Source organism: Dyella sp. CR10 (genome assembly GCF_055814425.1).
On sequence record NZ_CP185986.1, the window covers coordinates 348,883 to 370,730 of the forward strand.

General features: G+C 65.5%; 19 protein-coding genes. 15 read left to right on the forward strand and 4 right to left on the reverse strand.

The window, feature by feature from the left end; genetic code table 11:
* Positions 1–123: 123 nt before the first annotated feature.
* From ACNR9O_RS01535 to ACNR9O_RS01560, 6 genes are all read left to right on the forward strand, one after another.
* A complete protein-coding gene (locus ACNR9O_RS01535) occupies positions 124–564 on the forward strand; it encodes a hypothetical protein (protein ID WP_473683609.1) in 441 nt (146 codons plus the stop codon).
* 546 nt (positions 565–1,110) lie between these two features.
* Complete coding sequence (locus ACNR9O_RS01540; RefSeq protein WP_473683607.1) at positions 1,111–1,521, forward strand: hypothetical protein; 411 nt, start codon at positions 1,111–1,113, stop codon at positions 1,519–1,521.
* A gap of 151 nt (positions 1,522–1,672) precedes the next feature.
* Positions 1,673–1,876: a DUF596 domain-containing protein gene (locus ACNR9O_RS01545; protein WP_473700734.1), complete on the forward strand. Its 204-nt coding sequence runs from the start codon at positions 1,673–1,675 to the stop codon at positions 1,874–1,876.
* Positions 1,877–2,047: 171 nt separating this feature from the next.
* On the forward strand, positions 2,048–2,638 hold the full coding sequence (locus tag ACNR9O_RS01550) for a hypothetical protein (protein ID WP_473683602.1): 591 nt from the start codon (positions 2,048–2,050) through the stop codon (positions 2,636–2,638).
* 97 nt (positions 2,639–2,735) lie between these two features.
* Complete coding sequence (locus ACNR9O_RS01555) at positions 2,736–3,206, forward strand: hypothetical protein (RefSeq protein ID WP_473683600.1); 471 nt, start codon at positions 2,736–2,738, stop codon at positions 3,204–3,206.
* 146 nt (positions 3,207–3,352) lie between these two features.
* Positions 3,353–3,826, forward strand: coding sequence for an Imm6 family immunity protein (locus tag ACNR9O_RS01560; protein ID WP_473683599.1), 474 nt, complete (start codon positions 3,353–3,355; stop codon positions 3,824–3,826).
* Positions 3,827–3,947: 121 nt separating this feature from the next.
* Here the strand turns inward: ACNR9O_RS01560 and ACNR9O_RS01565 are convergent, their stop codons facing one another.
* Positions 3,948–4,286, reverse strand: coding sequence for a hypothetical protein (locus tag ACNR9O_RS01565; RefSeq protein WP_473683597.1), 339 nt, complete (start codon positions 4,284–4,286; stop codon positions 3,948–3,950).
* Positions 4,287–5,013: 727 nt separating this feature from the next.
* Between ACNR9O_RS01565 and ACNR9O_RS01570 the strand changes: the two genes are divergently transcribed.
* From ACNR9O_RS01570 to ltaE, 5 genes are all read left to right on the forward strand, one after another.
* A complete protein-coding gene (locus ACNR9O_RS01570) occupies positions 5,014–6,183 on the forward strand; it encodes an efflux RND transporter periplasmic adaptor subunit (RefSeq protein ID WP_473700735.1) in 1,170 nt (389 codons plus the stop codon).
* Positions 6,184–6,195: 12 nt separating this feature from the next.
* Positions 6,196–9,339, forward strand: coding sequence for an efflux RND transporter permease subunit (locus tag ACNR9O_RS01575; protein ID WP_473683593.1), 3,144 nt, complete (start codon positions 6,196–6,198; stop codon positions 9,337–9,339).
* Entirely contained in the window at positions 9,332–10,732 is a 1,401-nt protein-coding gene (locus ACNR9O_RS01580) for an efflux transporter outer membrane subunit (protein ID WP_473683591.1), read from the forward strand. The genes ACNR9O_RS01575 and ACNR9O_RS01580 overlap by 8 nt, the downstream gene beginning before the upstream one ends.
* Positions 10,729–11,352: a TetR/AcrR family transcriptional regulator gene (locus tag ACNR9O_RS01585; RefSeq protein ID WP_473683589.1), complete on the forward strand. Its 624-nt coding sequence runs from the start codon at positions 10,729–10,731 to the stop codon at positions 11,350–11,352. The genes ACNR9O_RS01580 and ACNR9O_RS01585 overlap by 4 nt, the downstream gene beginning before the upstream one ends.
* Before the next feature lie 66 nt (positions 11,353–11,418).
* A complete protein-coding gene (gene ltaE, locus ACNR9O_RS01590; RefSeq protein WP_473683587.1) occupies positions 11,419–12,435 on the forward strand; it encodes a low-specificity L-threonine aldolase in 1,017 nt (338 codons plus the stop codon).
* 51 nt (positions 12,436–12,486) lie between these two features.
* On the opposite strand, the gene ACNR9O_RS01595 is transcribed toward ltaE, so the two are convergent.
* From ACNR9O_RS01595 to ACNR9O_RS01605, 3 genes are all read right to left on the reverse strand, one after another.
* Entirely contained in the window at positions 12,487–13,740 is a 1,254-nt protein-coding gene (locus tag ACNR9O_RS01595) for a polyhydroxyalkanoate depolymerase (protein ID WP_473683585.1), read from the reverse strand.
* A 122-nt stretch (positions 13,741–13,862) separates the two neighbouring features.
* Complete coding sequence (locus ACNR9O_RS01600; protein ID WP_473683583.1) at positions 13,863–14,612, reverse strand: class I SAM-dependent methyltransferase; 750 nt, start codon at positions 14,610–14,612, stop codon at positions 13,863–13,865.
* 62 nt (positions 14,613–14,674) lie between these two features.
* Positions 14,675–15,184, reverse strand: coding sequence for an RDD family protein (locus tag ACNR9O_RS01605; RefSeq protein WP_473683581.1), 510 nt, complete (start codon positions 15,182–15,184; stop codon positions 14,675–14,677).
* A gap of 44 nt (positions 15,185–15,228) precedes the next feature.
* Here ACNR9O_RS01605 and xerD point away from each other — a divergent pair, with 44 nt between their 5' ends.
* From xerD to ACNR9O_RS01625, 4 genes are all read left to right on the forward strand, one after another.
* Positions 15,229–16,140, forward strand: coding sequence for a site-specific tyrosine recombinase XerD (xerD, locus tag ACNR9O_RS01610; RefSeq protein WP_473683579.1), 912 nt, complete (start codon positions 15,229–15,231; stop codon positions 16,138–16,140).
* 107 nt (positions 16,141–16,247) lie between these two features.
* The gene (locus ACNR9O_RS01615; protein WP_473683576.1) at positions 16,248–17,027 is read left to right on the forward strand and encodes a DsbC family protein; all 780 of its coding nucleotides are present in this window, start codon (positions 16,248–16,250) and stop codon (positions 17,025–17,027) included.
* Between the two features lie 103 nt (positions 17,028–17,130).
* On the forward strand, positions 17,131–20,991 hold the full coding sequence (purL, locus tag ACNR9O_RS01620) for a phosphoribosylformylglycinamidine synthase (RefSeq protein ID WP_473683574.1): 3,861 nt from the start codon (positions 17,131–17,133) through the stop codon (positions 20,989–20,991).
* Positions 20,992–21,028: 37 nt separating this feature from the next.
* Positions 21,029–21,790, forward strand: a complete 762-nt coding sequence (locus tag ACNR9O_RS01625; RefSeq protein WP_473683572.1) for a hypothetical protein — start codon at positions 21,029–21,031, stop codon at positions 21,788–21,790.
* The last annotated feature ends 58 nt before the right edge of the window (positions 21,791–21,848 follow it).

Sequence of the window (21,848 nt, forward strand, 5' to 3'; positions counted from 1 at the left end):
CAAAAACGGGGCCAGGTCATCTTGTCGCGGGTCGATCAATGGGCCGGGCGGATCAGCAATTGCCACTGCACTGCTTGGAAGTGAACCTGTCCCCATTCTTGGAATTATTATGGGTATTTCAAAGTGAAGAAGGTTCTACTTCTACGTGTTAGTGCGGGGCTTGGTGCGGGCGCAGATGATCCGGTGTGGCCGCATGTCGAGGATGAAATAGATGCCGCTTTCAAGCTCGGTGGAAGAGTTCGACTGATACAGGGCGTCCTGCGTGACGAAAGGATGATGCTCGGAACTACCTTGTCCATGGATGCACAGCCGGGTGCTTTCAGAATCATCTATTCGCCGGTTACTCCCTCGTCGGAAAGAAGCAACATGCTCGAATGGTGGGAGCCGGGTGATCTACCGTTTCGTGGCACAACGAATTTTAGTCACCACGAATGGGATGATCGAACTGTATGCAGAGATGTAAGCGTGGCCAAGCAGATATTCAATGATTTTTTTGAAAACCAAGACTTGACGAAGGTTAGTTTGGATCAGATGCGATCGGAGTGGGATCCAAAGCCTTGTTAACGTGATTTTTTATTGGTGGAGCACATTTTTCACTGTGATCTAGGTTGGTGTTGGAAGTCGCGCAGAACGGTGTCAGGTTCACTTATTGCGGGCCGGTCGGTGCGCTGGACGGATATTTGCGAAGCGTCGAGTCTTCGCTTCAACCATGGCTCTGAAAGAGTCACGACCCAGAGCGGGTTGCTGCTGCTAGTAGGCCCGTATGGCATGGAGATCGTCGTCCGATAACGCCTCCTTGAGCATGCCGCGATAAATGGACGCTCGCGCGTCAGCGGTGATTCCTAGGGCGATATGTGTTGGATGGGGTGTCAATAGAGAATCGGTACGGTGCCCGCAGTTCGCGGCGGCGCTGGGCCAAGAAAATGGCAGGAGGTTCTCTGTCATGCGAGCCCGGACAGGATTCAGATCGGAACCATCAGATAAGGGGCCGGAGGTGGTTAAGCGGCTTACCAATGAAGATGACGCTGTCCGTAGCCGGCGTCGTTGCAACAGGGCATGTAAGTCTGTTGTTTCAACGCGACCGTCGACAAGCTACGTGAGGTGGAGTTAATGCTGTTCAAGTTCTCGTACGTCAACGGCGGCAGGCACTCTGTCATGGGTGATGTTTTGTATTGGAGGATGGAGGTCACCGGCGGCGCGGATGTCGGGCGATATCGCCGATATATCTGTGAAGTCTTGGGCGCGGTTGCGCAGACTGTGGGCGATTGTGTCCGTCTTTTGGCATGCATAGGGATCGTGGAGCGCGGCGAGGAGAGCGCTATAGAGGCTGGCGGCAATGACGTTACCTTGACGATGGATCCTTCCGGCGTGCAAGTGGACATTGACATTAATGATGAGTGGATTGGACAGCCGGAGGGGAAATTCCGTCTTGAGGAGTGGCGCCTTGTTCTCGAGAAGTGGAAGTGCTTCTTGAAGATGCCTGCGTCTTTGCATTCGGCCGTCCAGTTTGAGCTTCGATAGCGCCATGAACATTGACCGGCTCGCTGAGTCCATATCACGGAGCGCATACGGCTTCTCTCTGGCGGCTGTGTGGCAGCACCTGGCTATGGCACTTGCTTCGCAAGTTGCCTATGAAGAGAGGGTTTCGATCTTCTTTTCCATGCTGGCTGTGATGCTACGGTCCGGCCGGCTCAAATTCGCTGCGCGCGGAGAGTTATGTACCGCTGATATCGCGTCTCAATTGAATGCACTTGGGGCGGCTTGGCCCGCTAGCCCGGAGGAAGACCAGCTGGATGGCTTCGGGCTTTGGTTTCTTATCGATTGCCCCGTCGGCGCCGTGTGGGTTGGCGAGGACGGTGACCTTACCTGGACTTAGTGAAGAATGGCCCCAAGAGCACGGCTTACCTGGGCCAGACTGAACGGGCTGGCCATCGCCCGTGTGTCGGTAGAGAGAACGGCGGGCCTTCACTAAAGATGGCCTCTATTCGGTCGTTACAGTGTTGAGTCAGAAGGTGATGTTTTCTATCCACAAGGAAGTCTTTGAAATATGCAGAAGCTCTTCATTTTCGCCGCGCTGGCATTGCTCGTGAGTGGCTGCACCACGCTCAAGAGCACGGCACGTCAACCTACGGAAGGCCCACGCGCACGCATTCGCCTTGCTTCGTTCGCCGATGAGTTGGAGGTCGAAGTGCGCGAGCCCGGGGGCAGCAAGGGCACCCTTTACACCCGGAGCGGGTTCTATCCGGGCAAGGTCGCTGATCTGGGCATGCCAGTGGGGCCGGCAGGCCGGAGCGGATACAACGAGTACTACGTGGTAGCGGATCAAGATCCCATTGTGACGCTGCATGTGACGCACGTGGTGTCGAACAGCCCGACCATGCAGTGGCAGTCGTACTGCGCAGCCAAGGGTACGTTTCACGTCGATGCCGGCAAGGATTATGAACTGGATGCCGTGATTCTTCCCGGCGCGAAAAAGGGGGAAATCTCCATGTGTGCCATCCGCGCTACGGAGATCGCCCGGGATGCGAATGGGAGCGTTATGTTCCACCCCATCCGTGTAACGCGAGTCGCAGGCGCATATAAGGACTCGAGCTGGTTCATCCCCTTCAAGAAGTCGAAGGAGGGCAGCGACTCGTAATGTCGACGCTTATGCTTTCCTTGGCAAGGAGCGAAGCGATCAATTCGTTAGTGCGCGTGATAACGTCCCCTGCATGGGCGCTAAAGGACACGGTCGCATGGAAGTTCAAAGAATCACGGATGGAGAGGGCGAGCTACTGAACGTTCTGCAAGATGTCAGTCCTCTGGCTTGGCGGCGCTACCAGGCAAGGCGTCTGCGCGTATGGAAGGAAGGGCGGTTTGTCGACGAAGACGGCTCGATATATCCACCCTTTGTTTGTTTCAGATTCATCGAAGAGGACGTCTTGCTGATAGGCGAACTTCGTCGCGTCATTGAGAGCTATGTCGGTACGGTGAAATGGGCGATCAAAGCGCGGCAGCGCGAATACCTGCCGGGCACGAACTGGATGGTGGCGCCGGCGCTGCTCATGGAGATCAGGGACGCTGCGCTGGCTGAAGGTGTTTCTCCCAGTCAGTATCTGGCAGAGCGCGATCCGGTCTTTGGCCCTGGTGCTCACGATGACTTTCTGCGTCTGACCCACTACATCAAGCATGAGTTGGCTGGTCTGTTCCATCGAGATGATCGCTAATTTCCGACCATGTCGAACAGCTCCCCCGGCCGTGCTGCCTGCCATCCGCCATGTGCGATCAGGAGCAATGGTATGAAAAGGAAAGTTGAAGCGGGCGACTACGCCATTGCTTTGAGTTCCGACGTTGAATCACTGGGTCTGCGTGGATGACATTCGATGTCCAGCAATTTCGCCGCTTGACCACGCATTCCAAGGTCGCTTTTGCCATAGCTATCGCGAGCCCCTTTGTGGCAGAGCTGGAGGGCGATGCAAGAGCCTTGGCTGAAAGGGGGCTGGCTCTGGCGTCCGCCTGGCAAGCTGGAGAGGCGGTGTCAGCGGAAGAGGTCTACTTCATCCTCATGAACGATCGTGATGAAGGCTTGCTGGTCTATTCGGATAATCGACAAAGCCGGCCAAGCGACATGGCAATTGGCGTCATCAGTGGCGTCATTTGCTACGTGTCGAACCATATCTATGGATCGACTGGTGAGCATCCTCCCGATGGCATTGACGGAGCGGATGACGATTTCCTGTTTGGGTGGCTGATCGACGAAGTCGCCCGGTCGCCGCATTTTGATCAAGAAGCATGGGCTGGCTTGTATCAGCACTTGTCGGCTAGGGACGAGAAGACGCTGTCGTAGTTCTCTTCGGGTAGGAGGCGAGCAGCTCCGGTTTCTCTTGTGGCTATCCGAGCTATGGCGCATGGCCTTTCGACACATCCTTTAAATACGGCACGCCGAGACCGGCGTGCCGTGAGCCACGTCAGGCGGCTTCCTCGAGGCGGTAGCTGAGCGTCTCCGCATACAAGCTCAGGAAATGCACCGCCGCGAATATCCCTTCGACACACGTCGGCGGCAGTGGCCATTCCCCTTCGCCAGCGGGCATGCCGCATGCCTGGGTATCACGAAAACTCTCGCTGTTGGCGAGCAGCCCGTTGAGCACGTTGATGGCCATGCTGATGCCGGCGAGGCGGCCTTGCAGGCGTTGCCGCGGGTCGGCGTCTTCGTCGGAAAGGTAAAAGGGGCGCCCCAGGGGGCTGGTGCGGGGTTCCTCGTTAGGAACCTTCGGGCAAACGACTGCCGTATCATCGCTGATAGCCATGACTAACTCCCGTTTAGTTGGTTGTGGTTAGCGGGTCGTGTGGGCTCCACCCCATGCGATCCGCGCTTTTCTCTTACTACGTTGCTGCGTTGTCGCCGGCCGATATCTCGAACAGGAAACACCGGCCACAAAGCAACCTAACCCAACGCCCTTCGGCCTGTATGTAGGTGATCGCCTTTTCTTTGTAGGCATCGACAGGCGGATGCACGCTCTCAAAAACAGGCAGTGTGGCGTTCCTCTTGAGTCATCCGCGGCGCGCCGAAGCGTCACTCCTATCCGCCCCCTGTCGAAATCGGACCCGCCCGTTCGTCGCCATGACGAAAGCCGGCCATCGGGCCGTCTGAGCTGATCGAGGAGGCGCCGACATGTCGCGACAACGCGTATCGCCATCTATCGCGCCGTTGGCGATTACACCGTTTCGCTGCCGGCATCGCGGACGGGCTTTGCGCCTCGGCCTGTCGGGGGCATTCGCAAGAAATTACAATCACCGTCTTTGTAACGGCAACACCACATTGCGCAGGGACGGGCACGCGGCTGCACGGTCTCGGCGGCACGCTAAGCCAGGGCCAACGCGCCCTCATCGGCTGTCTGTGGCCATTTCGCCCCCCTGTCTTCAGTCTCGTTGACTAATCCTAAAGATTGGTTCAATAATGAGAATGATCGTTCACTCTTGTTCTGTCGCCTTCCCCTGCGACAGCGGCCGAGGTCTCCCATGATTTCCAAGCGTATGTTCTTGCGCCGGCTGGTGGCCGGTGTGCTGGCCGTTTTGGCGTTGTCCCTGGCTGCCTGCAAGGGACAGCACGGCGAGCAGCAAGCGGGCGGCGGGCCGGCCGAGGTCACGGTGGTCACGCTCAAGCCGCAGCCGGTGACTGTCACGCGCGAATTGCCCGGTCGCACCAGTGCCTTCCTTATTGCCGAGGTGCGGCCGCAGGTGAACGGCATCGTCAAGCAGCGCCTGTTCGAGGAGGGCGCGCTGGTGAAGGCGGGGCAGCCGCTGTACCAGCTGGACGACGCGATGTATCGCGCGGAAAACAGCAATGCCAAGGCGACGCTGGCCAAGGCCAAGGCCTCGCTGTATTCGGCGCAGCTCAATGCCAAGCGCACCAGCGAGCTGGCACGCATCGACGCGGTCAGCAAGCAGGACGACGAGGCGGCGACGGCCGCATGGCGTCAGGCGGAAGCCGACGTGGCGGCGGGTCAGGCACAAGTGGAGAGCACCGGCGTGACGCTCGCCTTCGCGCGCATCGTGGCGCCGATCAGCGGACGCATCGGCAAATCCGCCGTGACGCCGGGTGCGCTGGTGACGGCCAATCAGGCCGAGCCGATGGCGCGCGTGCAGCAGCTCGATCCGATCTTCGTGGACGTCACCCAATCCAGCGGCGAGCTGCTGGCGCTGCGCAAGCAGATCGCCACCGGCACGCTGAAAGAGGCCGACAGCACGCCGGTAAAGATCCTGCTGGAAGACGGCAGCACGTATGCGCACGAGGGCAAGCTGCAGTTCGCCGACGTCAGCGTGGACCCGACCACCGGCAGCTTCGCGCTGCGCGTGATCGTGCCCAACCCGGAGCACGTGCTGCTGCCCGGCATGTACGTGCGCGCGGTGCTCGACAAGGGCACCAGCCCGAGTGCGCTACTGGTGCCGCAGGCGGGCATCTCGCGCGATCCCAAGGGCGGCGCCACCGCGATGGTGGTGGACAAGGACGGAAAGGCCGCGCTGCGCGAAGTGCAGGTCAGCCGCACCGTCGGCGACAAGTGGCTGGTCGAGAGCGGCCTGGCCGCCGGCGACAAGGTGATCGTGGAAGGCCTGCAGATGATCCAGCCCGGCATGCCGGTGCACGCCAGCGAGGCCGGCGCGCCGGGCGCGGCGGCGGCAGGACACGCGGCAGCGGCCCACTGAGGACATAGACCCATGGCACGGTTCTTTATCGATCGCCCCATCTTCGCGTGGGTGATCGCCATCATCGTGATGCTGGCCGGCGCGCTGTCCATGCTGCGCCTGCCGGTATCGCAATACCCGGTGATCGCGCCGCCGCAGGTGACGATCAACGCCAACTATCCCGGCGCGTCCGCGCAGGCGGCGGAAGACTCGGTGACGCAGATCATCGAGCAGAACATGAAGGGCCTGGACGGCCTGATCTACATGTCCGCCACCAGCGATTCGGACGGCCAGGTGCAGGTGACGCTCACCTTCGAGAACGGCACCAACCCCGACATCGCCCAGGTGCAGGTGCAGAACAAGCTGCAGCTGGCGACGCCGCTGCTGCCGCAGATCGTGCAGCAGCAGGGCATCAACGTGGTCAAGTCCAACTCGGGCTTCCTGATGGTGGTGGGTTTCGTCTCCGAAGATGGCCGCCTGGATGGCGATGACATCTCCGACTTCGTCACCGCGCAGCTGGTGGATCCGCTCAGCCGTGTGGCGGGCGTGGGCAATATCGAAGTATTCGGTTCCAAGTACGCCATGCGCGTGTGGCTGGATCCGAACAAGCTCGATACCTACAAGCTGACGCCGACCGAAGTGGTGGCGGCGCTGCGTGCGCAGAACCAGCAGGTGGCGGTCGGCCAGATCGGCGGCAACCCGGCGGTGAAGGGCCAGCAGATCAATGCCTCGGTGATTGCGCAGCAGCGCCTGCAGACGCCGGAGCAGTTCCGCAACATCGTGGTCCGCAGCAACACCGATGGCTCGGTGCTGACGCTGGGCGATGTGGCGCGCGTGGAACTTGGCCTGCAGGACTACGGCTTCACCAGCAAGTACAACGGCAAGTCGGCCACCGGCATCGCCATCTCGCTGACCTCCGGCGCGAACGCGCTGGCCACGGCCGAGCGCGTGAAGGCGGCGCTCAAGCAGATGGAGCCGTCGTTCCCGCGCGGCGTGAAGTCGGTGATCGCGTTCGACACCACGCCGTTCGTGAAGGTGTCGATCGAGGGCGTGATCAAGACGCTGCTCGAAGCGATCGCGCTGGTGTTCCTGGTGATGTATCTGTTCCTGCAGAACTTCCGCGCCACGCTGATCCCCACGATCGCGGTGCCGGTGGTGCTGCTGGGTACGTTCGGCGTGCTCGGCGCGATGGGCTACTCGATCAATATGCTGACCATGTTCGCCATGGTGCTGGCGATCGGCCTGCTGGTGGACGACGCCATCGTGGTGGTGGAGAACGTCGAACGCGTGATGAGCGAAGAAGGCTTGTCGCCGCTGGAGGCCACGCGCAAGTCGATGTCACAGATCACCGGCGCATTGGTGGGCATCGCGCTGGTGCTGTCGGCGGTGTTTGTGCCGATGGCGTTCCTGAGCGGTTCCACGGGTGTGATCTACCGGCAGTTTTCGGTGACCATCGTCTCGTCGATGGCCTTGTCGGTGATGGTGGCGATCGTGCTGACGCCGGCGCTGTGCGCCACCTTGCTCAAGCCGATCGCCAAGGGCCATCACGCCTCCGATCGCGGTTTCTTCGGCTGGTTCAACCGCCGCTTCGACCAGGGCACGCGCAAGTATCAGGGCGCGGTGGGTGCGATCATCGCGCGCGGCCGGCGCTTCCTGCTGGTGTTCCTGGCGATGAGCGCGGCGATGGTGGTGGTGTTCCTGCGCTTGCCGACCTCGTTCCTGCCGATGGAAGACCAGGGCTTCGTGTTTGCCATGGTGCAGGCGCCGGTGGGTGCGACGACGGAACGCACCAGCCACGTGATGGATCGCGTGGAGAAGCAGTTCCTGGATGATCCGGCGGTGGAGTCGTTGTTCTCCGTGCAGGGCTTCAGCTTCGCCGGCGGCGGTCAGAATGCGGCGATGGCCTTCGTGCAGCTGAAGGACTGGAGCGTGCGCCACGCCAGCGACCTCAGCCTGGATGCCGTCACCGGCCGAGCGATGGGCGCCTTCAGCCAGTACAAGGATGCGATGGTGTTCGCCTTCGCGCCGCCGGCGGTGCCGGAGCTGGGCAATTCGGCGGGCTTCGACTTCTATCTGAAGGACAACGCCGGCCTGGGTCACGAAGCGCTGGTGAAAGCGCGCAATCAGTTCCTGCAGGCGGCAGGTCAAAGCAAGCTGCTGGCGAATGTGCGCGCCAATGGCCAGGACGATACGCCGCAGTTCCGCATCGACGTGGATTACAAGAAAGCCGCGGCGCAGGGTCTTTCCATTGGCGATCTCAACGACACGCTGACCATGGCCTGGGGCGGGCAGTACATCGACGACTTCATGGACCGCGGCCGCGTGAAGCGCGTGTTCGTGCAGGCCGATGCGCCGTTCCGCATGGCGCCGGAAGATTTCGAGAAGTGGTCGGTGCGCAACGCGGCCGGCGCGATGGTGCCTTTCCGCGCCTTCGCCAGCACGCGCTGGGATTTCGGTTCGCCGCGCCTGGAGCGCTACAACGGCGTCTCCGCCATGCAGATCAACGGCGAAGCCGCGCCAGGCGTGAGTTCGGGCGATGCCATGGCCGAAGTGGAGAAGCTGGTGGCGCAGCTGCCGGCCGGCGTCGGCCTGGAATGGACCGGCCAGTCGTACCAGGAGCGCGAAGCCGGCGCGCAGGCGCCGATGCTCTACACGCTGTCGGTGCTGGTGGTGTTCCTGTGCCTGGCGGCGCTGTACGAGAGCTGGTCGATTCCTACCGCCGTGTTGCTGGTGGCGCCGCTGGGCATTCTCGGCACGGTGCTGGCGGCGACCTTCCGCGGGCTGGATCGCGACGTGTACTTCCAGGTGGCGATGCTCACCACGGTGGGCTTGTCGAGCAAGAACGCGATCCTGATCGTGGAGTTTGCCAAGGAGAACATCGAGAAAGGCATGGCCGTGCTCGATGCCACCTTGCTGGCGGTGCGCATGCGTTTGCGCCCCATCCTGATGACCTCGCTGGCGTTCGGCCTGGGCGTGTTGCCGCTGGCGCTGGCCAGCGGCGCGGGATCCGGCGCGCAGCGCGCGATCGGCACCGGCGTGCTCGGCGGTATGGTCGCCGGCACGGCGCTGGGACTGTTCTTCGTGCCGCTGTTCTTCGTGGTGGTGCGGCGTTGGTTCGGGAAGCAGAAGACCGTGGGCGAGCTGACGCCGGCATTCGGAGAGACGACTCATGAGTAAGGCCATCCTCACCGCATGCGGCGCGGCACTCGCGCTTGCCCTGGGCGGGTGCGTGAACATGGCGCCGAAACTGCCGGCGGCGCAGCCGGCGATTGCCGCGACGTGGCCGCTGCCGGCGGACGGCGCCGGGCAGGGCAACGCGGCGGAGATCGGCTGGCGCCAGTTCTATACGGACGCGCGGCTGGTCCAGCTGATCGAACTGGCGCTGCAGAACAACCGCGACCTGCGCGTGGCGGTGCTCAATGTGGAGAAGGCGCGCGCGCTGTACCGCGTGCAGCGCGCCGATCGCCTGCCGTCGGTCGGCGTCACCGCGCAGCAGCAGCGCGTCGGCGGTAGCGGCGGCGCGCAGCAGGTGGGGCCGGAGTACAGCGTGAACCTGGGCGTCACCGACTTCGAGCTCGATCTGTTCGGTCGCGTGCGCTCGCTCAGTACCAGCGCGTTGGAACGGTATCTCGCCGAAGGCGAGGCCAGCCGCAGCACGCAGCTGAGCCTGATCGCCGAGGTGGCCAATGCCTGGCTGACGCTGGCAGCGGATCAGGAATCGCTCAAAGTGGCCAAGGCCACGCGCGATAACCAGGAGGCGTCGTTCAAACTCACCCAGCAGCGCCATGCGCTGGGCGGCGCGTCCAGTCTCGACGTGAGCCAGGCGCAGACCACGGTGGAAACCGCGCGAGCGGACATGGCACGCTATACCGGGCAGGTGGCGCAGGACACCAACGCGCTGCGCCTGCTGATCGGCGGGCCATTCGACGAGGCGTTGCTTCCCGCGGGGCTGGACGACCGCGTGACCATGCTCGGCGGCCTGCCGGCGGGCTTGCCGTCGGACGTGCTGCTGCGCCGGCCGGATATCCGCCAGGCCGAACATCTGTTGCGCGCCGCCAACGCGGACATCGGTGCGGCGCGCGCGGCGTTCTTCCCGTCGATCCGCCTCACCGGCAGCATCGGTACGGCGAGCAATGAGTTGTCCGGCTTGTTCGACAGCGGTACGCGGGTGTGGAGCTTCACGCCGCAGATCAACCTGCCGATCTTCCAGGGCGGTCGCCTGCGCGCGCAGCTGGCGGGCGCCAAGGCCGACCAGCAGATTGCCCTGGCGCAGTACGAGAAAGCGATCCAGGCCGGCTTCCGCGAAGTGGCCGATGCGCTGGCCCTCACCGGCACCCTGGGCGAGCAGCGCCAGGCGCAGGAAGCCTTGGTGGGCGCGGCATCGCGTGCGGACGAGCTTTCCCGCGCGCGCTACAGGGCCGGCAGGGACAGCTATCTGGTGGCGCTGGATGCGCAGCGCGCGCTGTACGCCGCGCAGCAGCAGCTGATCGCCACGCGGCTGGCCGAGCAGACCAATCGGGTCACTTTGTATAAAGTGCTGGGCGGTGGTTGGAACGAACGTAGCCCATGACCCGAGCAGAGAAACCCGACGAAGCAGCCCTCAGCCCGCGCGTGCGGGAGCAACGCGAGCGCATCCTGGTCGCCGCGCAGCATTGTTTCGTCAAGTACGGTTTCCACGCCGCCAGCATGGCCAACATCGCCGAGGCGGCCGGCATGAGCGCCGGGCTGATCTATCGCTACTTTCCGAACAAGAGCGCCATCGTGCTGGCGATCATCGAGCGCCAGAGCGAGATCGAGCTGGAGGACATCCGCGCGCTCAGCGCTTCGATGGATCCGGTCGAGGCGCTGATGGAGTGTTTCGTGGAGTGGAGCCGGCCGCGGCCGGACATGCGCATCATGAACGCGGCGCTGTTCCTGGAGACCAGCGCCGAGGCCACCCGCGACAAGCAGGTAGCCAAGGCGATCCATCATGCGGACGAACTGGCCTGTGCCGAGTTCGTGCAATGGCTCGAGAAGCCTGCGGACGAGGGCGGCATCGGGATGTCGTCCTCGATCAGCGAGCGCCGCTCGCTGGCGCTGATGCTGCTGATCGAGGGCCTGGCCGTGCGGGCCGCGCGCGATCCGAAGCTGGACGTGCAGCGCCTGCGCGAGGCGCTGGCGGAGATGGTGCCGCGCCTGATGGGCGAGTAGGGCACAGGTGCTTGCCGGCCCGGCCGGCGCGGCTCAAGCTTGGTTTTTCCATCGAGGAGCCATGCCGTGGATTGGGTCGACCTGCGCAGCGATACCGTGACCAAACCTACCCGCGCGATGCGCGAGGCCATGCTGCTGGCCGAGGTGGGCGACGACGTCTACGGGGAAGATCCCACGGTCAATGCCTTGCAGGCGAAGCTGGCGGCGGAGCTCGGTTTCGAAGCGGGGCTGTTCGTCCCCACAGGTACCCAGTCGAACCTGCTGGCGTTGATGGCGCATTGCGAGCGCGGCGACGAGTACCTGGTCGGTGCCGATGCGCACACTTACAAGTTCGAAGGCGGCGGGGCCGCCGTGCTCGGTTCGATCCAACCGCAGCCGATTCCGCACGACGCGGACGGCAGCCTGCCGCTGGACAAGCTGGCGGCGGCGATCAAGCCGATCGATCCGCACTTCGCTCGTACCCGGCTGCTGGCGCTGGAAAACACCTGGCATGGACGCGTGCTGCCGCTCGATTACCTGCATGCCGCGCAGAAATTCGCGCGCGAGCGAGGCTTGGGTTTCCACCTCGATGGTGCGCGCCTGTTCAACGCCGCCATCGCGAGCGGCGTGCACGCGCGCGAGATCGCGAGCCTGTTCGATACCGTGTCGGTCTGCCTGTCGAAGGGCCTGGGCGCGCCGGTCGGCTCGGTACTGCTCGGTCCTGGCGCGTTGATCGAGAAAGCGCGACGCTGGCGCAAGGTCGCCGGCGGCGGCTGGCGCCAGGCGGGCATGCTTGCGGCGGCGGGCATGTATGCGCTGGAGCACCACGTCGCGCGATTGGCCGACGACCATGCGCGCGCCGCGACGCTGGCAGCGCGGCTTGGCGACATTCATGGCGTGAAACTGCTGGGCCATCACACCAACATGGTGTTCGTCGATGTGCCGGCGGATCGGTTGTGCGAACTGGATGCGCACCTGCGCGGGCGACAGGTGCGCATCAGCATCGGCTATCTGCCGACGCTGCGCCTGGTAACGCATCTGGACATCGACGACGAGGGTGTCGAGCGCACGGTGGAAGCCTTGCGCAGCTTTTTCGCGCGTTGAAGTCCGTCAGGCCGGGGCGAGCCGCAGGCGTCCCCGCCCTGTGCGCGGGCGTCAGGCCACGGGTTTATCGAAGCGCTTGATGAAGTCGCGCACCTGCGGATACACCACCTCGCGCCAACGACGGCCGCTGAAGATGCCGTAGTGGCCGGCGCCTTCGATCACCTTGTGTGCGCGGCGATCGTCCGGGATGCCGCTGCACAGCGTATGCGCAGCCTCGGTCTGGCCCAGGCCGGAGATGTCGTCCAGCTCGCCTTCCACGGTGAGAAGCGCGCTCTGCGTGATGGCCGAGGGCGTGACGCGTTCGCCGCGCACGTCCCACAGGCCGCGCGGCAGCAGGGCCTGCTGGAACACGGTGTGGATGGTGTCGAGGTAGTACTCGGCCGGCATGTCCAGCACGGCGTTGTACTCGTCGTAGAACTTGCGATGCGCTTCGGCGTCGTCGAGGTCGCCGCGCAGCAGGTTGAGGTAGAAGTCCCAGTGCGAGCTGAGGTGGCGGCCCGGGTTCATCGCCACGAAGCCGGCGTGCTGCAGGAAGCCCGGATACACCTCGCGGCCGCGGCCGGGGTAGTTCGGCGGCACGGTGTGGATCACGTTGCCCTTGAACCAGCTCAGCGGCTGCGTGGTGGCGAGGTTGTTCACGCCGGTGGGGTTGCTGCGCGGCTCGATCGGGCCGCCCATCATGGTGAGGCTGCGCGGCGTGGTCTCGCCGCGCGCGGCCATCAGGGAGACCGCGGCCAGCACGGGCACGGTCGGCTGACAGACCGAGACCACGTGCACGCGGTGCGCACCGATGTGGCGGATGAAGTCCTCGATGTACGCGACGTAGTCGTCCAGGTGGAACGCACCTTCGCTCGCCGGCACCATGCGCGCGTCGACCCAGTCGGTGATGTACACCTTGTGGTCGCGCAGCAGCGTGCGCACGGTATCGCGCAGCAGCGTGGCGTGATGGCCCGAGAGCGGTGCCACCACGAGTACGGACGGTTCGTTCTTCAGGCGCTCGATGGTGTCCGGATCGTCGCTGAAGCGCTTGAAGCGTTTCAGTTCGCAGAACGGCTTGGCCAGCACGGTGCGTTCGACGATGGCGATCTCCTGCCCGTGCGACTCCACCTTGTGGATGTCGAAGGCGGGCTTCTCGTATTCCTTGCCCAGGCGATGCATCAGCTCGTAGCCGGCCGCCATGCGCTGTGCGCCGGGCACTTGCGCGAACGGACCCGACGGATCGGTCAGCATCTTCGCGCTGGCATCGGCGTAGTGGCTGAGCGGGCCGAGGATGGCGCGTTGCCATTCGTGGATCTGATAGAGCATGGGCGAGGCCGGGGGACGGAAAGCGCGCATTCTACTCGCTCGCGCGCTTGCCTGCTGCATTGCCGCACAAATGTTATGTGAGCGTAATCATGTGGTTAGGCTCAGTGGTATGCGAGATGCGCTTACGCGTGGCGGCAAACGAGCAGGATTTCGTCCACGCCGGCCGTATCGCCCAGGCCATCGCGCCATTGCAGCGGCTTCTGCATGCGCACGGCGATCGGCATGAAGACGCGGTTGTACCACCACATCGCGCGTTCGCGCTGATGGGTGAGGTACCACTGGCCCAGTTCGAGCAGGCGCGAGGATTTGGGCTGCATGCCGTAGATCGCGCTGCGCTCGATGCGGAAGCCGTGGTGCGCGAGGCGCGCTTCGATCTCTGCCGGCTCGTAACGGCGGCAATGGCCGACGAAGGCGTCGAATGCGGTCCACGCGGCAGCATGCAGCGGCACGGAGAGCAGCAACGTGGCGCCGGGCGCGGCTACGCGCGCGAGTTCGGCCAGGGCGCTTTCGTCGTCGGCGACATGTTCAAGGATGTCGAAGGCGCAGACGAGGTCGAACTGCGCGGTCGGGCAGGGCAGCGCGCCAATCATGCCGTTGACCGCGTTGGCGCCGTGCTCGCTCAGCTTGCGCAGGGCGGTCGCGCTCAGGTCGACGAAGCAGGTGTCCTGCAGCGGCAGGCGCGGGCGCAGGCCCGGAGCGATTTCCAGGCGCCGCGGCGCGGCCGCGGCCAGTTCGCGTACCAGCGGCCAGGTATTGAAGCGCTCCGGCGGCACCAGCCGCGCCTCGGCCCAGAGTGGTTCGTAAAAGCTGCGGTTGGCTTGCAGCAGGTCGGCATCGGTGGGAGCTGTGGCGGGCGCGGATGGGCTGTGCATCGCTTAGTCTCGCTCCGCTGTGAATGAGGACGGTGTGAATCGCGCCGCGATTTCCTGCGGCATCAACCGATCCGGCGCAGTTCGGTGCCGGCGATCACGTCGTGCAACGCGCGCCGACGCGCGTCGACCAACGCCCAGGCGAACCATGCGGCCCAGAACAGCAGCACCGCCCACAGCGCCGCCGATACGCCGAACCAGGGCGCCAACCCGAGCAGCAGCAGTGGCGCGGCAGCGGCGAGCAGGCGAACCACTGCCTGGGCGAAACGCACCGGGCCGCCGTCGGCACGCACCAGGCGCAGACGCCATGGACGCATGCCCAGCGTCTGTCCGCCGCGCAGCCACGAAATGATGAAATACGCCGCCAGCACCAGTCCCTGCAGCGGCTGGTACCACCAGGCGGTGTGCACGTGGCCGGCGGTGGCGATCAGCTCGCCGCCGGTCGCGCGCTGGCAGATGTAGCCCACCGTCGCGACGATCGCGATCACCGCCCACAAGTCGTAGAACACCGCCAGCATGCGGCGGACGAAGGTGGCTGGCATGGCCTGAGTGGTGGCTTGGGGAGCGGCATTCATGCGGCGGCTTGCGTCCTGCGCGCGCTATGCCCAGCATCTCGCGCATGTCAGAGAAAGCCGCAAGTATCGCCGAAGCCGACCAGCACAGCATCGCCGCCTTTCTGGAGCGCGTATGGTCGGAGGATGGCCTGTCCGACCGTACCCTCGACGCCTACCGCCGCGACCTCGAAGGCCTGGCGCGCTGGCTCGCCGGTCGTGGCCTGAGCCTGCGCGAGGCACGACGGCAGCACCTTTCCGAGTATCACGGCGCGGAACCGGTGGCGGTGCGCTCGATGGCGCGGCGGCAGTCATCGTTCCGGCGGTACTACGGCTTCATGGCGCGCAACGAGCCAGGCTTCGAAGATCCCACCTTGCTGATCGAGCGTCCGCGCATGCCGCGCAGCCTGCCCAAGGCGCTGGCCGAGCGCGAAGTCGAGGCGCTGCTCGGCGCGCCGGACGTGGAGACGCCGCTAGGGCTGCGCGATCGCGCCATGCTGGAACTGATGTATGCCTCGGGCCTGCGTGTGTCCGAGCTGGTGGAGCTGCCGCTGGCCGCGCTCAATCCGCGCCAGGGCGTGCTGCGCGTCACCGGTAAGGGCGGCAAGGACCGGCTGGTGCCGGTGGGCGAAATGGCGCTGGAGCGGATCGAGGTCTATCTGACTACGGTGCGTCCCGTGCTGGCCAAGGGCCGGCAGCCGGCGGCGCTGTTTCTCAGCAAGCGCGGCGAGGGCATGACGCGGCAGATGTTCTGGACTCTGGTCAAGCGCTATGCGCAGCGGGTAGGCATCGTGCCCAAGCGCATCTCGCCGCACGTGCTGCGGCACTCCTTCGCCACGCATCTGCTCAACCACGGCGCCGACCTGCGCGCGCTGCAGATGCTGCTGGGCCATAGCGCACTGAGCACCACGCAGATCTATACGCTGGTGGCGAAGGAAGGCCTCAAGCGCCTGCATGCGCAGCACCATCCGCGCGGCTGATATGAGATTCGTCCGACGGAGCCGTTAAGTCCGCTGTGCGAGAATCGGAGCGGTCCGACCCACTTCCACCCCCATCCGTGCCCCACGGAAGCCAGAGAGGATTTGCGATGCTGAAGAAAGGATGGCTGGCGCTCGGCGCCAGCGCGGTATGCGCGGTGGCGTTCGCCCACGCCGCGTTCGCCGCCGACGACGCGGCCAAGGCAGGCCCCGAGGCCACCGTGCGCCAGGCCGTGCTGGGGCTGGCCAAGGTGCAGATCGACTCGGTCAAGCCGGCGCCGATCCCGGGCTTCTACCAGGTGATCGCGTCCGGCCAGATGGTCTACGTCAGCGCCGACGGCAAGTACATGCTCACCGGCAACCTGATCGACCTGGCCAGCAAGAAGAACCTCAGCGACGACGTCTGGGCCGATTTTCGCAAGGCCGAGCTGGCCAAGGTGCCTGCCGCCGAGCGCATCGTGTTCGCGCCGGCCAAGCCGCGCTATACGGTGAGCGTCTTCACGGACGTCAACTGCGGTTACTGCCGCGCGCTGCACGAGCACGTGGCCGACTTCAACAAGGCTGGCATCGCGCTGGAATACATCGCCTGGCCGCGCGAAGGCGTGACCACCACGAGCGGCAGCCCGACGCCGACCTATACCGAAATGGTCTCGGTGTGGTGCGCGGCCGACCGCAAGGCCGCCTTCACCGCCGCGAAGGCCGGCAAGCAGCCCAAGAGCGCCTCCTGCACCAACCCGGTGAAGGACGAGTTCGACCTGGGCGTGCGCCTGGGTGTGACCGGCACTCCCACCATCGTGGCCGAGGACGGCACTGTGCTGGGCGGCTACATGACGCCGGACCAGCTGCTGAAGGCCCTGGAAAAGCGCGGCATCAAGCCGGCCGGGGGCTGATCGCCCGGCCAGGCGGGCGGCGGGCCTCCGGCCCCCGTCCGCGATGTTGTCCTGCAGCATGGGGTAGAATGGGCGTTTTCTCCGCATAGCTCCCGTTCCCCGCATGATCGCACTCGACGGGCAGGCCGCCCTTTCGCCGTTCCGCCTCGAACGTCTCAACGCTCGCCTGGATGCCCTGCATCGTGGCGCTCGCGTGCAGGCCTCGTGGTTCGTCTACTTCATCGATGCCGACAGCGCCCCGGAGGGCGAAGCGCGCCGGCGCCTGCTCGAGGTGCTGGAAGCCAAGGACACGGCCGCCGAGACCGCCTCCCTGTGGGTTGTGCCCCGGCTGGGCACGATCTCGCCCTGGTCGAGCAAGGCCACCGACATCCTGCATGGCGCCGGTTTCGCGGTGCGCCGGGTGGAACGCGGCGTGGCCTACCAGATCGCCGGCCTTCCGGAGCCGGGCGCGCCCGAATACGACGCGATGATGGCGGTGCTGTGCGATGCCATGACGCAGTCGGTGCTCCATCGCATCGACGACGCCAAGGGCCTGTTCCTCTACGGCACGCCGGGCGACCTCGTGCACATCGCGCTGGGCGCCGATCCGCGCGCCGCGTTGGCCAAGGCCAACGCGGAGCTGGGCCTGGCGCTGGCCGAGGACGAGATCGAGTACCTCGCCGAGCGCTACGCCGAGCTGGGTCGCGATCCCACCGACGCCGAACTCTTCATGTTCGCGCAGGCCAATTCCGAGCACTGCCGCCACAAGGTGTTCAACGCCAGCTGGACGCTGGACGGCCAGCCGCAGGACAAGAGCCTGTTCGGCATGATCAAGAACACCCACCAGCACTCGCCCGCCTACACGCTGTCCGCCTACAAGGACAACGCGGCGGTGATCGAGGGCAGCACGGGCAAGCGCTTCTTCGCCGACGCCGACGGCGTGTGGCGCAAGCACGGCGAGCGCATCGACTACGCGATCAAGGTGGAGACGCACAACCATCCCACCGCGATCGCGCCCTGGCCGGGCGCGGCCACCGGCGCCGGCGGCGAGATCCGCGACGAGGGCGCCACCGGCCGCGGTGCCAAGCCGAAGGCGGGCCTCACCGGTTTCTCCGTGTCCGACCTGCGCATCCCCGGCCATCCGCAGCCGTGGGAAGTGGAGCGCCCGCTGCCGCCGCGCATGGCCAGCGCGTTCGAGATCATGCGCGACGGCCCGCTGGGCGCCGCCGCGTTCAACAACGAATTCGGCCGTCCGTGCCTGGGCGGCTATTTCCGTACCTACGAGCACGAGACCGGCGAAGCCGGCGTGCGCCGCGGCTACGACAAGCCGATCATGATTGCCGGCGGCCTGGCCAACATCCGCGCCGACCATGTGCAGAAGCGTGAGCTGGAACCGGGCCACAAAGTGATCGTGCTGGGCGGCCCGGCGATGCTGATCGGCCTGGGCGGCGGCGCTGCCTCGTCGGTGGCTTCGGGTACGTCCAGCGCCGAGCTGGATTTCGCTTCCGTGCAGCGCGACAACGCCGAGATGGAGCGCCGCTGCCAGCAGGTCATCGACAGCTGCTGGGCGCTGGGCGACAAGAACCCGATCGTCAGCGTCCACGACGTGGGCGCGGGCGGTCTTTCCAACGCGATTCCCGAGATCCTCAACGACGCCGGCGTGGGCGGCGCGATCGACCTGTCCAAGGTGCCGTGCGACGACCCGTCGCTATCACCGATGCAGGTGTGGAGCAACGAATCGCAGGAGCGCTACGTGCTCGGCATCGCGCCGGAGAACCTCGCCGAATTCGAGGCTTTCTGCGCACGCGAGCGTTGTCCCTATGCGGTGGTCGGCGACGCCACCGAGGAGCGCCGCCTGCTGGTGCGCGATCCGCGCCGCGACCTCACCGTGATCGACCTGCCGATGGATGTGCTGTTCGGCAAGCCCCCGCGCATGCATCGTGACGCCAAGCGCCTGAAACCGCGCATCGACCTGGTGCCTGACCTGGGCGGCATCGGCATGGACGAGGCTCTGCTGCGCGTGCTGCGCCTGCCCACCGTGGGCAGCAAGAGCTTCCTGGTCACCATCGGCGATCGCACCGTGGGCGGCCTCAACCACCGCGACCCGATGGTCGGCCCGTGGCAGGTGCCGGTGGCCGACTGCGCGGTGACCATCGCCGATTTCGATGGCTACGCGGGCGAAGCGATGGCGATGGCCGAACGCGCGCCGGTGGCCCTGCTCAGCAGCGCGGATGCCGCGCGCCTGGCGGTGGGCGAGGCGATCACCAATCTCGCCGCCGCGCCGATCGACTCGCTGGGCGAGGTGCGCCTTTCCGCCAACTGGATGGCCGCGGTCAACCATGCCGGCGAAGACGCCGCGCTGTTCGACGCGGTGAAGGCGGTGGGCATGGAGCTGTGCCCCGAGCTGGATATCTCCATTCCGGTAGGCAAGGACTCGCTGTCCATGCAGACGGTGTGGAAGGACGGCGATCAGCCGCAGCGCACGATCGCGCCGGTGTCGCTGGTGATCACGGGGTTCGCGCGCGTTACCGACGTGCGGCGCACGCTGACTCCGCAGCTGCGCCTGGACCGCGGCGATACCGACCTGTGGCTGCTCGACCTCGGCGATGGCCGGGACCGCCTCGGCGGTTCCGCGCTGACCCAGGTGTTCAACCGCGGCGGTGGCGTGCCGCCGGACCTGGACGACGCCAAGCGCTTGAAGGGCCTGTTCGAGCTGGTGCAGGAGGCCAACGCGGCCGGCCTGATTCTTGCCTACCACGATCGCTCCGACGGCGGCGCTATCGTCACGCTGCTGGAAATGGCTTTCGCCGGACGCTGCGGCCTGGAGATCCAGCTGGAAGGCTGGGCCGAGGCCGCGATGCGCGCGCTGTTCAACGAAGAGCTGGGTGCGGTGGTGCAGGTGGCGCAGGCCAATCGCGAAGCCTTCGAAGCGCTGCTGGTCAAGCACGGCCTGGCCAGCATGAGCCATCGCATCGGTCATCCGAAGGAAAAGCTCGGCATCAAGCTGTTCCATGGCGGCGAAAAGCAGTTCGCGTGGAAGTGGACCGAGCTGTTCGCCGCGTGGAACGAAACCAGCCACCACATGCAGCGTCTGCGCGACAACCCGCTCAGTGCCGACGCCGAACTGGAATGGCGCCTGGACGATGCCGACCCGGGCATCAGCCCCAAGCTCAGCTTCGATCCGGCCGACGACGTGGCCGCGCCGCTGATCGCCAAGGACGCGCGTCCGCGCGTGGCGATCCTGCGCGAGCAGGGCGTGAACGGCCAGGTGGAAATGGCCGCCGCGTTCGAGCGCGCCGGTTTCGAAGCCGTCGACGTGCACATGACCGACCTGGCTAGCGGGCGCGTCAAGCTGGCGGACTTCCGCGGCTTCGCGGCATGCGGCGGCTTCTCCTACGGCGACGTGCTCGGCGCGGGCCGCGGCTGGGCCACGTCGATCATGTACAACGACATGCTGCGCGCTGAATTCACGGCGTTTTTCGCCGATACCACCAAGTTCGCGCTGGGCGTGTGCAACGGCTGCCAGATGCTGTCGCAACTGAAGGACATCATCCCGGGCGCGCAGCATTGGCCGAAGTTCCTGCGCAACGCGTCCGAGCAATACGAGGGGCGCCTGGCCACGCTGGAAGTGCTCGATTCACCGAGCATCTTCTTCAAGGGCATGGCCGGTTCGCGCATTCCGGTGGCGGTAGCGCATGGCGAAGGTCGCGTGAGCTTCCCGCAGGCGTGCAGCCCGTCGAAGTCGGGCGGCGCGGTGCGCTTCGTCGACAACCGCGGCCGACCCACCGAGCACTACCCGCTCAACCCGAACGGTTCGCCCGGCGGCCTGGCGGGTTTCACCGCGGCCGACGGCCGTGTGACGATCATGATGCCTCACCCCGAGCGCGTGTTCCGCACCGCGCAGATGAGCTGGCATCCGGACCACTGGGGCGAGGACTCGCCGTGGATGCGCATGTTCCGCAACGCGCGGGTGTGGTGCGGCTGAGCGCCGCCGGCATCCGGCTTCGGCCCGGGCGCGCGGCGTGAGAGCGCCGCCCGGGCAGCGCATGGTCAGGAGCCTGCTGCTCGCAGGCTGGATCGTTCTGCTCGCGCTGTGTCCCTGGTGGCTGGGGCTGCTCCTGCTGATGCTGGCTGCGGCAGGCGCGCTGTTTCATGCGCGCCGCTCCAGGCCGCTGAGCGACGCCTGCCGTCTTGCGGCCAAATGGGGCCTGCCCGGTGTGCTGTTCGCCGTGCAGCGTGCGCTCGGCGGCGATCTGGTGGCCTGGGGGGCGGCATTGCTGGGCGCACTGGTCGGCTTCTCGCTGATCGCATTGCTCGAATCGCTGCTGCCGCGCGATGTGCGTCCGCGTACGGCGGTGTCGCCCGTATCGCCGGAATGGCGCGAGATCGCGCTGGCGTCGGTCGGGCCGCCGGCGTGCATCATCGAACTGACGCCGCCGGTCTGGGGTGAGGCGGGGGATGTCCGCGACCCGCGTGGCCAGTTGCAGTACCAGGCGACGGCGTCAGGCGAAGGGCGTTACCGCCTCGCTGACGGAATGGCGCTCGAGCGGCTGGACGCGCGCTGCGCTTTCAGTCCGACCGGGCGCTGGTTTGCCGCCGGCCTGGCTGGTGGGCGTGGTCTGGTCTTGCTCGACCGCGACCGTGGCAGAACCAAACCGCATCGGTTGCGCGGCTGGGAACTATGCGGCTGGGACGAAGGCGAGAGGCCCTGGCTGTCGCGCGAGGCCGATGGCGTGCCTGTGCCTTTACACGAAGCACTCGGCCAGGACGTATCGCACGCATGAACGAACCGCGCATCATGCCGTCACGCGCCGTCTATGCCGCCGCCATCCGCCTCCTCCA

Coding starts and splice junctions, on each gene's coding strand:
- ACNR9O_RS01540 (WP_473683607.1), top strand. CDS start 1,111: ATGCTGTTCAAGTTCTCGTACGTCAACGGCGGCAGGCACTCTGTCATG.
- ACNR9O_RS01545 (WP_473700734.1), top strand. CDS start 1,673: ATGCTACGGTCCGGCCGGCTCAAATTCGCTGCGCGCGGAGAGTTATGT.
- ACNR9O_RS01550 (WP_473683602.1), top strand. CDS start 2,048: ATGCAGAAGCTCTTCATTTTCGCCGCGCTGGCATTGCTCGTGAGTGGC.
- ACNR9O_RS01555 (WP_473683600.1), top strand. CDS start 2,736: ATGGAAGTTCAAAGAATCACGGATGGAGAGGGCGAGCTACTGAACGTT.
- ACNR9O_RS01560 (WP_473683599.1), top strand. CDS start 3,353: ATGACATTCGATGTCCAGCAATTTCGCCGCTTGACCACGCATTCCAAG.
- ACNR9O_RS01565 (WP_473683597.1), bottom strand. CDS start 4,286: ATGGCTATCAGCGATGATACGGCAGTCGTTTGCCCGAAGGTTCCTAAC.
- ACNR9O_RS01570 (WP_473700735.1), top strand. CDS start 5,014: ATGTTCTTGCGCCGGCTGGTGGCCGGTGTGCTGGCCGTTTTGGCGTTG.
- ACNR9O_RS01575 (WP_473683593.1), top strand. CDS start 6,196: ATGGCACGGTTCTTTATCGATCGCCCCATCTTCGCGTGGGTGATCGCC.
- ACNR9O_RS01580 (WP_473683591.1), top strand. CDS start 9,332: ATGAGTAAGGCCATCCTCACCGCATGCGGCGCGGCACTCGCGCTTGCC.
- ACNR9O_RS01585 (WP_473683589.1), top strand. CDS start 10,729: ATGACCCGAGCAGAGAAACCCGACGAAGCAGCCCTCAGCCCGCGCGTG.
- ACNR9O_RS01595 (WP_473683585.1), bottom strand. CDS start 13,740: ATGCTCTATCAGATCCACGAATGGCAACGCGCCATCCTCGGCCCGCTC.
- ACNR9O_RS01600 (WP_473683583.1), bottom strand. CDS start 14,612: ATGCACAGCCCATCCGCGCCCGCCACAGCTCCCACCGATGCCGACCTG.
- ACNR9O_RS01605 (WP_473683581.1), bottom strand. CDS start 15,184: ATGAATGCCGCTCCCCAAGCCACCACTCAGGCCATGCCAGCCACCTTC.
- xerD (WP_473683579.1), top strand. CDS start 15,229: ATGTCAGAGAAAGCCGCAAGTATCGCCGAAGCCGACCAGCACAGCATC.
- ACNR9O_RS01615 (WP_473683576.1), top strand. CDS start 16,248: ATGCTGAAGAAAGGATGGCTGGCGCTCGGCGCCAGCGCGGTATGCGCG.
- purL (WP_473683574.1), top strand. CDS start 17,131: ATGATCGCACTCGACGGGCAGGCCGCCCTTTCGCCGTTCCGCCTCGAA.